The 14,601-nt window shown below is 34.1% G+C and carries 10 protein-coding genes and 1 other annotated feature; of the genes, 4 read left to right on the plus strand and 6 right to left on the minus strand.

Translation table 11 applies throughout. From position 1 onward, the window contains the following. Window positions 1-11: 11 nt before the first annotated feature. Together EKH84_RS00005 and EKH84_RS00010 are read left to right on the plus strand one after the other, a co-directional pair. Entirely contained in the window at window positions 12-740 is a 729-nt protein-coding gene (locus EKH84_RS00005; protein WP_127067930.1) for a LytR/AlgR family response regulator transcription factor, read from the plus strand. Between the two features lie 209 nt (window positions 741-949). Then, window positions 950-2,071 (plus strand): ATP-binding protein, encoded by a 1,122-nt coding sequence (locus EKH84_RS00010; protein WP_190283427.1) that lies wholly within the window; start codon window positions 950-952, stop codon window positions 2,069-2,071. Here EKH84_RS00010 and EKH84_RS00015 read toward each other — a convergent pair. Together EKH84_RS00015 and EKH84_RS00020 are read right to left on the minus strand one after the other, a co-directional pair. Further along, window positions 2,066-2,431: a response regulator gene (locus tag EKH84_RS00015; protein WP_127064581.1), complete on the minus strand. Its 366-nt coding sequence runs from the start codon at window positions 2,429-2,431 to the stop codon at window positions 2,066-2,068. The genes EKH84_RS00010 and EKH84_RS00015 overlap by 6 nt on opposite strands. Window positions 2,432-2,600: 169 nt before the next feature. Next, window positions 2,601-3,104, minus strand: coding sequence for a hypothetical protein (locus tag EKH84_RS00020; RefSeq protein ID WP_127064582.1), 504 nt, complete (start codon window positions 3,102-3,104; stop codon window positions 2,601-2,603). 188 nt (window positions 3,105-3,292) lie between these two features. Beyond that, window positions 3,293-3,539 (plus strand) — a binding site (T-box leader). Window positions 3,540-3,613: 74 nt separating this feature from the next. On the opposite strand from EKH84_RS00020, the gene ileS reads away from it, so the two are divergent. Then, on the plus strand, window positions 3,614-6,745 hold the full coding sequence (ileS, locus tag EKH84_RS00025) for an isoleucine--tRNA ligase (RefSeq protein ID WP_127064583.1): 3,132 nt from the start codon (window positions 3,614-3,616) through the stop codon (window positions 6,743-6,745). A 324-nt stretch (window positions 6,746-7,069) separates the two neighbouring features. After that, window positions 7,070-8,761: a methyl-accepting chemotaxis protein gene (locus EKH84_RS00030; protein ID WP_127064584.1), complete on the plus strand. Its 1,692-nt coding sequence runs from the start codon at window positions 7,070-7,072 to the stop codon at window positions 8,759-8,761. An 88-nt stretch (window positions 8,762-8,849) separates the two neighbouring features. Here EKH84_RS00030 and EKH84_RS00035 read toward each other — a convergent pair whose 3' ends face one another. From EKH84_RS00035 to hemL, 4 genes are all read right to left on the minus strand, one after another. Further along, the gene (locus tag EKH84_RS00035) at window positions 8,850-10,379 is read right to left on the minus strand and encodes a methyl-accepting chemotaxis protein (RefSeq protein ID WP_127064585.1); all 1,530 of its coding nucleotides are present in this window, start codon (window positions 10,377-10,379) and stop codon (window positions 8,850-8,852) included. Between the two features lie 26 nt (window positions 10,380-10,405). Beyond that, window positions 10,406-11,971, minus strand: a complete 1,566-nt coding sequence (locus EKH84_RS00040) for a class I adenylate-forming enzyme family protein (RefSeq protein WP_127064586.1) — start codon at window positions 11,969-11,971, stop codon at window positions 10,406-10,408. A 56-nt stretch (window positions 11,972-12,027) separates the two neighbouring features. After that, on the minus strand, window positions 12,028-12,990 hold the full coding sequence (locus EKH84_RS00045; RefSeq protein ID WP_127064587.1) for a 3-oxoacyl-[acyl-carrier-protein] synthase III C-terminal domain-containing protein: 963 nt from the start codon (window positions 12,988-12,990) through the stop codon (window positions 12,028-12,030). 296 nt (window positions 12,991-13,286) lie between these two features. Continuing rightward, entirely contained in the window at window positions 13,287-14,594 is a 1,308-nt protein-coding gene (gene hemL, locus EKH84_RS00050; protein WP_127064588.1) for a glutamate-1-semialdehyde 2,1-aminomutase, read from the minus strand. Window positions 14,595-14,601 lie beyond the last annotated feature (7 nt).

Here is a 14,601-nt window from a genome sequence, read left to right on the forward strand (position 1 = left end):
GGGAATTTATTTTGCATTTTGCTATTATAGATGATTTAGAAGCTGACCGTTTAAAGCTTTCTAATGCTTTGAACCGTTATCTAACAGAACAAGCTATATTACTAGACAATCCTATTGTAGAATATGAAAATGGCGAAAGTTTTTTAGCTGACTTTGCTCAAGTCTCCTTTGATATTATCTTTATTGATATGTATATGAACGGTATAACTGGACTTGAAGTAGCTAAAAAAATTCGCGAGACGGATGAGGAATGTCATATTATTTTCACCACCACAAGTCGTGATTTTGCTATTGATAGTTACACGGTTAGTGCTTCCTATTACCTTGTAAAACCCTATACTTATGAAATGTTAGCCAAAGCCCTTTCAACCTGCAAGATAGCTCAAATCTTAGCTAACCGCTATATCAAATTAAATGATACACCGATTTTACTAAGAGATATTGTTTATACTGACTTTCACAACCGACATTTATATATTTATTTAAAAAACCAACAAGTATTAACCTTTCGCATCACTTTAGAGGAATTCTTTCCTAAACTCCTGAACTATCCTAACTTTAGATGCTGCAATCGTGGTTCTGTTGTGAATTTAGATGAAGTTGCAAGGCTAGAGGACTGTGATTTTGTTATGCAAACGGGTGCACGTATTCCTATTAGTCGTCGTCATTTTGCTGAATTAAGAACTTATTACTTCAATTACTTATTTTATAAGGTTCGAGAACAGGATGTGATGAGATGATAATAACTAACTTCAGTACTTGGGAGATCATTGTTTATTCTCTTATTAATTTTTTACCTTATTTATTTCTAGTTTTATTCCCCTTTAAAGATAGTTTTCGTTATTCTACAATAATTACGGTTATACTTGCTATCTTGCTATCTTTTATTCAAATAGGCATGGGAATTTGGGCTACTCTGTTTAGGCCTTCAAATATAGGAATCATTTCCATGAGCTGCGTAATCATTTATGCTACCTTTTTCTTAGTTGCTGTAAAAACTTCTTTTGGTAAAATGGCATTTGTTCTTTTTATCATTTGTAATTACGCTCATTTTGTAGTTATTAGCTCTAAGTATTTTGAAAGATTATTTTTCCCCAATTTAGCTATGCAAACTTATCGTTGGTCGTTTTCCTTAACTATGCTTCTTGTTCAGATGATTACCTTACCATGGCTAAGTTGGTTTTTTAATTCTAAAATTCGCCCAGTAGTTAACCATCATAGCATTAGAAATATCTGGTGGTATTTATGGCTTATTCCTGCCACCTTTTATATGACAGGATATTATGGTATTTATATGGCAGATCAAGCAACTCCTAATGTACAACTTGCAATGCGCTTAGACAATGTACTATTTCTACTTTTTATTAATTTAGGTGCCTTACTTGTTTACTATATGGTAGTCCTACTTATTAATGAAACTGAAGATAATTTACGATTAAAAATAGAAAATCATCATCTTACTATGCAAAGCTTACAATATGAAAGTCTTAAAGACCGTATGGAGGAAACGCGTAGAGCAAAACACGATTTACGTCAGCATCTTGCTTTTATAGGTATATGCATCGAAGAACAAAATTGGAATAAATTACGAGATTACTTAAGCGACTATATGCGTATACTCCCATCTGATACTCCTATATCTTTTTGTTCTCACTATGCTGTAAACTCAGTTATTTCCTACTATGCTCAGCTAGCAGAAGAAAAACAAATTAAATTCTCAGCACAACTTAACATTCCTTCCGAAATAAATATTGCTGACCCTGATTTAATTGTAGTATTTGGTAATCTTCTAGAAAATGCTTATGATGCTTGTAAAACACAAGAAAGAAATCATAATTTTATTGTCATTAAAGGCGGTTTACAAAACGTTAATACCTTTGTCCTTACTATTGATAATTCCTGTGAAACAGAATTATCAATAGCAGAAGATATTGGTATTTATTCTACTAAGCATCCTGGTATAGGAACTGGTTCTTTGTCTGTAAAAAATATTGCTCAGCGTTATAAAGGTATTGCCACCTTTGATGTCAAGGAAGGTGTTTTCCATGCATCAGTATTACTTCATTTATGAAGTAAGCTCACACTTTTTCAGTGCTTGTGCCAGAGTTTCTTCACTAATAGGCTTTTTCAAAAAATATTTAGCTTGTACATCATAGGAACGAATAGCAAAATCTAAATCACTACACCAAAGTAGCTTTATATCTGGCTTCATACGACGTACTCTATCTACTACTTCTAGGCTAAAGGTTCCGTCTTGTGCTATCACCACAAGCTCAAAGTTTTCTTTTTTCAAAGCATCTAAAACTGATACATAATCTTCAAACTCACTTATCTGAACAACTAACTTATATGCTTCATAATATTTTAGTATTTGCTTGCAAAGTTGTCTGCGTTCCTCAATCTCTTCGTCATATAACAAAATTCTTATCATGAGTTCCTCCTTATTCCTTATAATCTCTATTGTATATAACGTAGATTGTAAAACTCCCCTACTTCTTTTACAATAATTCTTGCTTAAACGGTTAAAATATTACTTAAATGGTAGCTTTTAATAGAAAAGCTATACCCCTGTTTAGATTGAGTGTAGCTTTTCTATTTTATTAACGGCAACAACATGCATTTTCACAGAATAAAATTTCGCCTCTAACTACTTCTCCTCCTATATTAATGCCTGCTGTATTAATAGGGGCTGAATAAGCAAAGAACATTGCTGCTGTGCCTCTTGCACATACGATAGGACTTGCCTCTACAACCATTTCAAAACGGCAGCAGCCATCATCTGAAGTCACGCAAAAGACACATAAAAAACCATTTTCATCTCCTGTAAAAAACATCAAGTCATTGGAATTAAATTTTCTCCTTCTATCAAAATTAACTATGTTAACTTCTCCCTCAAATCTATCTTCTCTTCTAAATATACGAATTTTAAAATCTACTTGTTCAGTATCAGTTACATTACATCCAACACTAGGTACACCAATACTATCCACGGTGCCAAAACCTCTTACAACTTCTACTCTCCTTACAGATCGGCTACTTTCTCTGCAATCTGTACTTCTGCTTCTCCTTCTACCAGATGAGCAATCACTACTCTCACAACTCATGTTAGCTTCTCCTTTTCAGATTTACTCCTTATATTATATGTTAACTTTTCTAATATGTTTACTTTATAAGCTTCTATATACTTATTTAACGCTCTTTTTCAACTTATTTCTTAACTACAAATTTTGTGTTTTGCCTTTACAAACTCTATTTTTAAATTTATAATATTACTATTAATTTTTATATGTTACCAAACACAATGAAAAGGACTAGTACTATTTTTGATGCGTCAAAGCGAGTGGGGTTGGTGAAAGCCCATACGATAGAAAATACGAAAAATCACCTTGGAGTGGCAGACCGAACCTAGATCTTTGATTGAAGTAGGCTCTGACGGTTTCCTACCGTTACCGTAAGGAAAGGTATAACGAGCGGCCTTTATAGAAGGCAAATCAGGTGGTACCGCGGAAGATGACTTATAGTGCTCTTTCGTCCTGTTGATGGATGAAGGAGCTTTTTTGATGCTCTAAAATCCAAAACCTTTATTTTATACAATTTATTTAGGAGGATGACTATGTATAAGAAAGTCGACACTGCCCTTAACTTTGTAGACAGAGAGCTTGAAGTCTTAGAGTTTTGGAAGAAAAATAACGTATTTGAAGAATCAATTAAATCCAGAGAAGGCGGTCCTGTATTCACATTTTATGATGGACCACCTACAGCTAATGGTAAACCTCACATTGGACATATCTTAACTCGTACAATGAAAGATATTATGCCACGTTATAAAACCATGAAAGGCTATAAAGTACTTCGTAAAGCTGGTTGGGATACTCATGGTCTTCCAGTAGAGCTTGAAGTAGAAAAACTCCTTGGTATTAGTGGTAAACCACAAATTGAAGAATATGGTATTGAACCTTTCATCTCTAAATGCAAAGAAAGTGTTTGGAAATATCAAAGTGAATGGGAAAAGATGTCTGACCGTGTAGGCTATTGGGTAGATATGGAGCATCCATATGTGACTTATGATAACAACTACATCGAATCCGTATGGTGGTCACTTCGTCAAATTTGGGACAAAGACCTTATTTACAAAGGTCACAAAATCGTACCTTACTGCCCACGTTGTGGAACATCTCTTTCTTCCCACGAAGTAGCACAAGGTTATAAAGATATTAAAGATCAAACAGCTACATGTAAATTCAAAGTGGTAGGTGAAGATAACACTTACCTTTTAGCTTGGACAACAACACCTTGGACACTTCCATCAAACGTTGCTCTTTGTGTGAACCCAGAACACACTTACGTAAGAGCTAACTTTGAAGGTGCTACTTACATTTTAGCTGAAGCTTTAGTGGAAGCAGTTCTTGGCACAGAAGGCGTAGAAATCACAGAAAAATTTGCAGGTAAAGAATTATGTGGCACAGAATATGAACCACTCTTTACATGTACTAAAATAGATAAAAAAGCATTCTTCGTAGTAGCTGATAACTACGTAACACTTACAGATGGTACAGGTATCGTACACATCGCACCTGCATTCGGTGAAGATGATGCTAGAGTAGGACGTGCAAATGGCCTCCCATTTGTACAACTTGTTAACGAACAAGGTTACTTTACAGAAGAATTCATAGCTCAGTTCCCTCAGCTTAAAGATGTATTCGTTAAAAATGCAGATCCAGAAATTCTTAAATATTTAAAAGAACAAGGCACTTTATTTAAAGCCATGCCTCATACACATAGCTACCCACACTGCTGGAGATGTGATACACCACTTCTTTACTATGCACGTGACACATGGTTCATTGAAATGACTAAAGTACGTGATCGTTTAGTAGCTAACAACAAAACAGTAAACTGGATGCCTGAATCAATTGGTGAAGGTCGTTTTGGCAACTTCCTTGAAGGTGTTATTGACTGGGGTCTTTCTCGTTCAAGATACTGGGGTACTCCACTTCCAATTTGGGAATGTAAATGTGGTCACAAACACTTAATCGGAAGCATCGAAGAACTTAAATCAATGAGCTCTGACTGCCCAGACAATATCGAACTTCACAAACCATACATTGACAACGTTCACCTTAACTGTCCAGAGTGTGGCAGCACTATGACAAGAGTATCTGATGTTATCGACTGCTGGTATGATAGTGGTTCAATGCCATTTGCACAACTTCACTATCCATTTGAAAACAAAGAAGTATTTGAAGAAAACTTCCCAGCTGACTTCATCTCAGAAGCTGTTGACCAAACTCGTGGATGGTTCTATACCCTAATGGCTATCTCTACACTTATCTTTGATAAAGCACCATACAAAAATGTTATCGTTCTTGGGCACGTAGGTGATAAAGATGGGATTAAAATGAGTAAGCACAAAGGTAATGTAGTAGACCCTTGGTCAGTTCTTGATGTGCAAGGTGCTGATGCTGTTCGTTGGTACTTCTACTCTGCTTCTGCTCCATGGCTTCCAAGCAGATTTGCTGGTGAAAACGTAAGTGAATCTCAACGTAAATTCATGGGTACTTTCTGGAACACTTATGCGTTCTATGTACTTTACGCAAACATTGATGAGTTTGATCCAACTAAGTACGAACTTAAATATGATACATTAAACATGATGGATAAATGGGTACTTTCTAAACTTCATACACTTGTAAAATCAGTAGATGAAGACCTTGAAAACTACCGTATCTTTGAAGCTGCTCGTGATATGCAAGACTTCATTGATGAAGTATCTAACTGGTATGTACGTCGCTCTCGTGAGAGATTCTGGCAAAGTGACATGCCACAAGACAAGATTAACGCTTACAAGACACTTCATACTGTACTTGTAACACTTGCAAAACTTGCGGCACCATTTACACCATTTATGGCAGAGCAAATTTATCAAAACCTTGTAAAATCAGTAGATGCTAATACTCCAGCTAGTGTTCACTTATGTGACTTCCCAGTATATAATGAAGCTATGATTAACAAGGAACTTGAAAAATATATGAATGAAGTTCTTGAAATCGTAGTTCTTGGACGTAGCTGCCGTAATGAAAGTGGTATCAAAAACCGTCAACCAATTGGTACACTTTATGTAGGAGCTACAGAAGTACTTCCTCAGGAGTTCATCGATATCGTAGCTGAAGAATTGAATGTTAAACACGTAGAATTCACTACAGAAGCTGCTGAATATATTTCTTATAGCTTCAAACCACAAATGCGTACGCTAGGGCCAAAATACGGTAAAATGCTAAATAGCATTAGAACTGCTCTTGCAGAACTTGATGGAACAGCTGCTATGGCTGAGCTTAATGAAACAGGCGTTCTTAAACTTACAATTGAAGGTTCTGAAATCGAACTTACTAAAGAAGACCTCTTAATTAGTACAGCTCAAAAAGAAGGTTATGTAGCTGCTGCAGATAAAGGTTATACTGTAGTAATCGATACAAACCTCACAGAAGAACTCCTTGAAGAAGGTTTCGTACGTGAAATCATCTCTAAGATTCAAACAATGAGAAAAGAAGCTGACTTTGAAGTTCAAGATCACATCCAAGTTGCTTACACAGGTAACGACAAAGTAGCTTCTATCATGGCTAAAAATGCTGACTACATTGCCTCTGAAGTACTTGCTAACAGCGTAATAGCAGGCTCAGTAGAAGGCTACACTAAAGATTGGAAAATCAATGGTGAAGAAGTTAATTTCTCTGTAAAGAAAGCATAATTAATACTATTTTGAGTATAAAAAAGAGTGTTTCATTCGATTAATGAAACACTCTTTTTCTATAGTCTCATCTCTTTTGCCTGTACTCATATAATTATAAGTGTAATATATTTACCTAAACATAGCTTATAAATAGATAGTTTAAATAAATAATTATAATATCATCCTTATTTTATTATTAAGTTTTATAAAATCGGGATATAATTTACTATTCACTTTGATATTTAATTAACATTTTTATGATTTTTTCATCTATATATTTCCTAATTTATATTGTAGTATATTTTTAGTGACTTAAATTTAGAATTTAGAAAGGATCTACATATGAAACTCAAGATACGTGGAAAAATTTATAGAGTTGTATTACCTGCATTTATTTTGCTAGCTTTTATTTTAACAGGTATGGTAATTATTGTATCTACTAATCATATCAACGATAAAATGGAGCATAGTATGACTACTAATATTAGCTACTACACAGATATGATGAACCTACAACACGATGGGGATTATCATACTGATGGGCAAACCTTATATAAAGGTGATGATAATTTACAAGAAACCTCTCTTTTAAACAAACTTAAAGCTAGTACAGATTTTGAGTACACATTATTTTTGGGTGATACTCGCTTAATTACAACTATTCAAAGCGATACACCTTTAGTGGGTACAAAAGCCGAAGATAAAATTATTGAAGCTGTGCTTAATAAAGGAGAAATAACCTACTCTGATGTCACAATTAATGGACGCCCTTTTGCAGCTTACTATGAACCTATTAAAGATAGTAACGGCCAAAATATTGGTATGCTTTTTATAGGACAGGACATGACACCTTATACTGAAGAAATAGCAAGTCTCAGCATTAAGTGCATCATCATCAGTATAGTGGTATGTATAATTGCCTTAATAGCCATTGCTATTGTTATCAATTCTATTAGTAAGGCTATTGATAAAACTGTAAAGCAACTTTACCGTCTAAGTGAAAAAGACTTTTCCTTTTCTATTGATCCTAAGCTTCTAGCTCGTGGTGATGAGGTTGGTATGCTTTCTCAAGGTATGAAGGCCATGCAAGAAAATATTATTGCCATCTTAACAGAAGTTAGTCATTTGGCTCATACAGTTAGTGAATCTTCAAGAGTACTTTCTAGCAACTCACATCATATGGCTACTCACTCTGAAAAGGTTGTAGCTTCCTCTCAAGAAATTACTGTTAGCACTACCACTCAAGCTGAAGACTTAGCCCAAATCGATCAAGCTGTAGGTACTTTATCTAATAGTTTAGAATCTATGACTACTTCTATGATTAATATTAATGATAGTTCAAGAGAAATTGGTCATATTTCTAATTCTAGTAAAGCTGAAATGGAAGAAGTAACAGCTTCTATTCACGACTTTAACGAGGATTTCAAAATTTATGCACAAGAAATCCAAGGGTTTAAGCAGCGTGTGAATACAATCAACCAAATTACTGATGCTATTGAAAGCATTGCAAAACAAACTAATCTCTTAGCTCTAAACGCTGCTATTGAAGCCGCTCGTGCAGGTGAAGCCGGTAAAGGTTTTTCTGTAGTTGCAGAAGAAATTCGCACTCTAGCAGAGCAAAGCCAAACTTCTGCGCAAAACATTACATCTATTATTGCCTCTTTATCAGAAGATACGACTAAATTAGTGGAAGGTACTATAACTATTAATGCTTCTCTTAATGAACAAACCCAAAATATTGAACATAGTATAGATGTATTCCAAAATATTGTAGCCGCTGTTAATCATATCATTCCTCAGATTCAGGCAGTGAAAGAAGATACATCTACCGTTAATGAACAAAATACTACTATCCGTAGTAAAATTAACAATTCCTCTTGTATTGCTCAAAACATCTCTGCTGCTTGTGAAGAAGTTACTTCTTCTACAGAAGAAATTAATGTGGTCATTGAAGAATTAGAACAAACTGCAGAAGATCTAGAACAAATGACACATCAACTTTCAAAGCAGATTCACTCCTTTAAACTTTCCTAAAATAGAATAGTAAGGACTTTCACCTAAAAATAAAGGGATGCTACATCATTAATTAAATTAATGATGTAGCATCCCTTTATTTTTTACACTATTCTTCTAAAACGCTATTAATCTCCCTAACCACTTCATCAAGATCATCTATCTGAATACCAATTTGTTCAATAGCTTTTCTATTTTCCTCTATTAAGTCTGCAATATTTTGTACTCTACCCACCTGCTCTTCAATGCTACTAATAACATCATTATTATATTCAACTACTTGATTTGTATGAGTAACTTGCTCTTTGGTAAGTTCATCTATGTGATCTACCCTCTCGTCTGAATCTTGTAATTTTAATACCATAGAACTAAGCATCTCTGCTGTTTCACAAGTTAGCTTGTTTTGTTCTTGTATTTGTTCTACATTTTTTGCCATTAGACTTTCTACTAATGTAGTGTCCTTTTTAATCTCCTTAACTACTTCATTCACATTTTGAAGTGATTGTGCCGTATTCTCAGATAATTTCTTGACTTGCTCTGCTACAACTGCAAAGCCACGTCCCTCTTCTCCTGCCCTTGCCGCTTCTATCGAAGCATTTAGTGCTAAAAGATTTGTTTCTTCTGCTATATTTTCTATAAGCCTTAGAAGCTCATCTATTTTCTTCACCTTATCATCTAAAATTTGTATAACCTCTAATGTATGGGTTGTCGCTTTCTCTATAGTTACACTAATATTAAGTACATGATTAAGTGCTTTCCCATTTTTATCTGAAATCTCTACAATTTCTTTTGATATGCTTCTAGTCTCTTTCATCCTATCCGAAATATTTTCAACCTTATCTTTTAAGATTGAGAGATTCTGGTTACTACCCTTAGATTTTTCTAGCATTTGACCATTATCACCAACAATATGTTCACTAACACTACTCATTTCTTCCATAGAAGCATTTTCTTCCTGTACGATACATATTAAAGTATTAGAGGCATCTTGGAGCTTCGTCATAAGTACATTCACCTTACTAATAATTAATGTAAGTCGTTCTGTATTCTGATTCATCAATTCTTGTCCTACATTAGCCAGTATGTGACCTGAGAAATAATTACTTATTACAGCCCCTGAAGCGCCTAATGCTAATACCAGTATCCTGGCAATCCATTCATCCACACTTGATGCTGCTTGTAGAGCTTCTAATGAATGAGTAAAAAAGAATATTAGAATAATAACTACATATAAAATTGTACACTTTAAAGTAAGTTTATAATCTTGAAATACGCCAATAACCATTAAGAAAAATACAAAAATTACCCACATTAACTGACAAGGCATCACATTAATAATAAAAGCATAATTAATAATACAAATGGCAGAAACAGAATATTTTAAAATATTATATTTCCTTATCAAAATTTCATCAGTGACAAATACTTTTTTATACACCCACATGAACCCTATAATTTCAAAGATGCAAACTATAATAAATGCTCCAAATGCCCATCTAGGTACTGAATGATATAGTCCAAACATCATACACATAGCACATGCTAACATAGCTGAAAAAATAGCTATAATTGATATAAAGTAAATCTCTTTTGCTACCTTCTTTTTATAAAATTCTAAAGTATTAAATTGATTGTTCATTCTTCTCCTCCCATTCTTCTATTACTTTAAATTGTTTGTACTAACTTAAATTTTTGTATCTTACCACTTCCTGTAGCAGGAAATGCTTCTACAACCCTAATATATTTAGGTCTTTTACCTTTTGATATATGTTCGTCTATAAATTTCTCTATTTCTTCTATAAGTTCTCCTTGCTTCAATGCTTGACCTATTTCATCTAAAACAATAAATGCAGCTATTTCTTGCCCCATAATATCATCAGGAATCCCCACCACTACAGCATCTTTAATTCTTGAATATTGCCTAAGACTCCTTTCTATATCAGCAGGAGAAATATTTTCTCCTCCCCTAATAATAATGTCCTTCTTTCTTCCAGTAATCTTTAAATAACCTTCTTCGTCTAATGAACCTAAATCTCCTGTATGCATCCAGTCATCTATAATGACTTGGTTAGTCGCTTCTTGATTTTTATAGTAGCCATGCATAAAATATTTTGACTTTATTAATATTTCTCCTTGTGTATGTATCGGTACTTCTTGAAGTTGATCATCAACAATCTTTATTTCTACTCCTTCTATTGATCTTCCTACTGTTGTCTTAACTTTTTCAATAGGGTCTCCTATTCTTATTTGAGTATAGCCACAAGCTTCTGATTGTCCATATAAAGGCATAATATTTCGCATATTCATCTTGGTTATAATATCTTCCATTGTTTCTTCATCACAATAAGATCCTGCTATCATTCCCTTATCTAGATATTTAAATTTTCTATCCCCAATTTTATTTAAAATCAATTTAAACATAGTAGGTACCCCATGAAAACATGTACATTTCTCCTCTTCTAATGCAGTTATTGCGTTCTCTGTACTAAATTTGTTCATAATCACTAGGCTCCCACCTATCATGAAGGTTAATAGGCAGGAAAAGAAGCACCCCATTACGTGATACATGGGTAGAGATGAAAATAGTTTGTCCTCACTTGTATAATTAAATAGTTCTCCTACTTTTTTGATATTATTAAGTACCTTATAATGTACTGACATGACTGCTTTTGGCCTTCCTGTTGTCCCTGAAGTATATTGTATGGCTAGAATATCATCATATTTCACTTTTTTCCTAGCCTCATCTAATTCTTTCTCACTAATTAGCTTACCATTTTTTATAAATGTCTTGAAACTCATATGTATTCCTTGTGAGCACTTACCTTGTCTATCAACTAAAACCACTAAATCTAAGCCCATTTCTACTTCGTTGCATCTTATCTTGGTATAAGTGGCTTCATCAGTAATGACAACCCTTGCATCTGCATATTTTATTTCATACAAAATTTCTTCCTCAATATTCTCGTTATTTAAACAAACAGGAACTGCTCCTATATTAATAAGTGCCATAAATATAGCTATCCAAGTAGCACTATTTGGAAACACTAAAGCAACATGAGTTCCCCTTGTGATATTACTACCTATTAAGGCTTTTTCTATCATCTTTGATTTATACAGTAAATCTCTATAGGTATATCTAGTATGCTCGCTTATATCTATAACAGCTATCTTATCTTCACTTTTAATAAGCCTTTCTTGTAAATAATGGCCCCAAGTTTCTTTTATTAACATCAATCTCACCCTTCTAATCTAGTTCTATTTTAGTTCATTGCCTGTTAGTTCATCACTTAATACTTCATTTCTAATACAACATGTTGGGTACCAGCTCCATAAGTCCATAAAAGAAAAGTATCTCCTCTATTAAGCTTTCCTTGCTCAATACCTGCTTTTAATGCAAGTATTGGACTACTTGCTCCTGTGTAACCATACTGATCCCCTATATAAGGTACCTTTTCAGCATCAATCTGACTCATCTCTATATATTTTTGGCAATTAACATATGCAAATTGAGACATGCAAATAAGCTTCATATGATCTATCTTTTCTTTATCATATTTCTCCGCAATTAAATTTGCACCCATATCAACTCTCGCATCCAAATTAGGATCTGTATACAAAACTGGATTTGGCTTTGAATATCCATCTTTTGGATAAACAATATTCATTCCCATGGTTTTATCCATGAGAAAATATCTTGATTGTATGCCACTTTCATCATCTCTTTCTAGAATAACCGCACAACCAATATCCCCTAGACACCCAAAGAATGGTGACCCCTTTTCTATATTAAAATTTGAATTGCTATCTCCCTGTACAACTAAAATCTTACTTAAATTTTCATCTGTTTTAAAATATCTATCTGCCATGTCAAGAGCTACTAACATTCCCGTACAATTCACATTCATATCTAAACAATTAACGGTATCCTTTCCGCCACCTAAAGCATCAAGAATCATTCTTGCCATCGTAGGAGATACATATTCTGGTGTATGAGATATACAAATAACCATATCAATCTCTTCAATATCTACCTTGTTTTCTTCTATAACTTTTTTAGATGCCTCAATAGCTAATGACAAACTTGTTTGTGTTTCATCAGCTATATATCTTATATCTCTCCCCATAATATCTCTTAAAAAATGTCTGCTTTGTTCTCTATTAGCCTCATCTAATTGATTAAGATAATAATCATTACCTAACTTTATATTTCCTAATGCAATTCCTATGTTCGATGCAATTCTATATCCCACAAATTTTCCTCCAATTTTCTCTTAATTACTTCTATAATAATACATTTATTTTTAAAAAAGTATAATAATTATCATTTTTGTTTATAATTATGCATTTAATTATTATTTTTTTATTTTAAATATTATACAAAATAACTCAATTTAAAAGGGACTAGTGCTTCTCCACTAGTCCCTTTTAGATTAAGTTATTTTAATGTACTCTATAGTAATAGCATTAGCATTATTATAAAAAATCATTACTTTAATCAAAATGAAATTAACAGCTTAATCAACATTGCCGATTGATTAATAGCTTCTCATATTCTTTCCAAATAAATTTTAACCATTTCTAGAGCTTCGTAATTTGCTTTAATGGTTGCTTCTATATCTTCATCAGAATGAGCTGCGGATAAGAACATTCCTTCAAACTGTGCAGGAGGTAATAAAATACCTTTTTCCATCATTTCTTTATAATAAATAGTGAAAAGCTCCGTGTCACAGTGCTTGACATCATCATAATTTTCAATTGGCCCGTTTGCAAAAAATAAACAAACCAGTGAACCTACACAATTTACTGTGAATTCCAAACCTAACTTCTCAATATTCGCTTTAAATCCTTCAGTTAACTTTGTTGCTTTTGTAGCTAATACCTTATATACCTCTTGATTAGCTTTTAGAAGTTCAAGATTCTTTTTCCCCATATACATAGCAAGCGGATTACCTGATAAGGTTCCTGCTTGATAAACGGGCCCAATAGGTGAAACCATGTCCATAATCTCTGACTTACCACCATATGCCCCCACCGGCAAACCAGCTCCAATGATTTTACCAAAGCAAACCATATCTGGTGCAACGCCGAAGTATTCTGATGCTCCACCATAGGCGATTCTAAAGCCTGTGATCACTTCATCAAAGATTAGAACCGTTCCCTCCTTACTGCAAAGTTCTCTCAGTCCTTGGAGGAATGCTTTTTTCCCTTCGATTACGCCCATATTGCCTGCTATGGGTTCTACAATTACTGCAGCAATCTCACCCTTATTGGCCTCAAATAATGCATGTACACTTGCTAAATCGTTATAACGTGCAACTAACGTATGTTTTACAACATCCTCTGGTACCCCTGGACTTGTAGGTACGCCATAGGTTAATGTACCTGAGCCTGATTGAACTAAAAGTGCATCACTATGTCCATGATAACATCCTTCAAATTTAAGGATCTTGTTACGACCTGTATAACCTCTTGCTACTCTTAAGGCACTCATCGTTGCTTCTGTTCCAGAGTTAACCATACGCACCTTATCTATAGCTGGATAAGCTTCTACCAAAAGCTTTGCCATTTCTACCTCAATAGCTGTTGCCACCCCATAACTGGTTCCTTTAGCCACTACTTCTTCAATACCTTCAACAATTGCTTTAGGGCTATGCCCAAGTAATAATGGTCCCCATGAACAAATATAGTCAATATACGTATTCTCATCTACATCCGTTAGTCTGCTTCCCTCTGCATAATCTGCAAAAATAGGTTCAAGTCCTACTGCTTTAAATGCTCTAACAGGACTATTGACGCCTCCTGGAATATATTTGACCGCCTCTTCATAAAGGATACTGGATTTACTGTGATTCATGGTTTAT

The organism is Cellulosilyticum sp. WCF-2 (assembly GCF_003990395.1).
Taxonomy (GTDB): Bacteria; Bacillota; Clostridia; order Lachnospirales; family Cellulosilyticaceae; genus Cellulosilyticum; species Cellulosilyticum lentocellum.

Excerpts from the sequence above, each read along its gene's own strand:
- EKH84_RS00010 (WP_190283427.1), top strand. The coding sequence starts at position 950 with ATGAGCTGCGTAATCATTTATGCTACCTTTTTCTTAGTTGCTGTAAAA.
- EKH84_RS00015 (WP_127064581.1), bottom strand. The coding sequence starts at position 2,431 with ATGATAAGAATTTTGTTATATGACGAAGAGATTGAGGAACGCAGACAA.
- EKH84_RS00020 (WP_127064582.1), bottom strand. The coding sequence starts at position 3,104 with ATGAGTTGTGAGAGTAGTGATTGCTCATCTGGTAGAAGGAGAAGCAGA.
- ileS (WP_127064583.1), top strand. The coding sequence starts at position 3,614 with ATGTATAAGAAAGTCGACACTGCCCTTAACTTTGTAGACAGAGAGCTT.
- EKH84_RS00030 (WP_127064584.1), top strand. The coding sequence starts at position 7,070 with ATGAAACTCAAGATACGTGGAAAAATTTATAGAGTTGTATTACCTGCA.
- EKH84_RS00035 (WP_127064585.1), bottom strand. The coding sequence starts at position 10,379 with ATGAACAATCAATTTAATACTTTAGAATTTTATAAAAAGAAGGTAGCA.
- EKH84_RS00040 (WP_127064586.1), bottom strand. The coding sequence starts at position 11,971 with ATGTTAATAAAAGAAACTTGGGGCCATTATTTACAAGAAAGGCTTATT.
- hemL (WP_127064588.1), bottom strand. The coding sequence starts at position 14,594 with ATGAATCACAGTAAATCCAGTATCCTTTATGAAGAGGCGGTCAAATAT.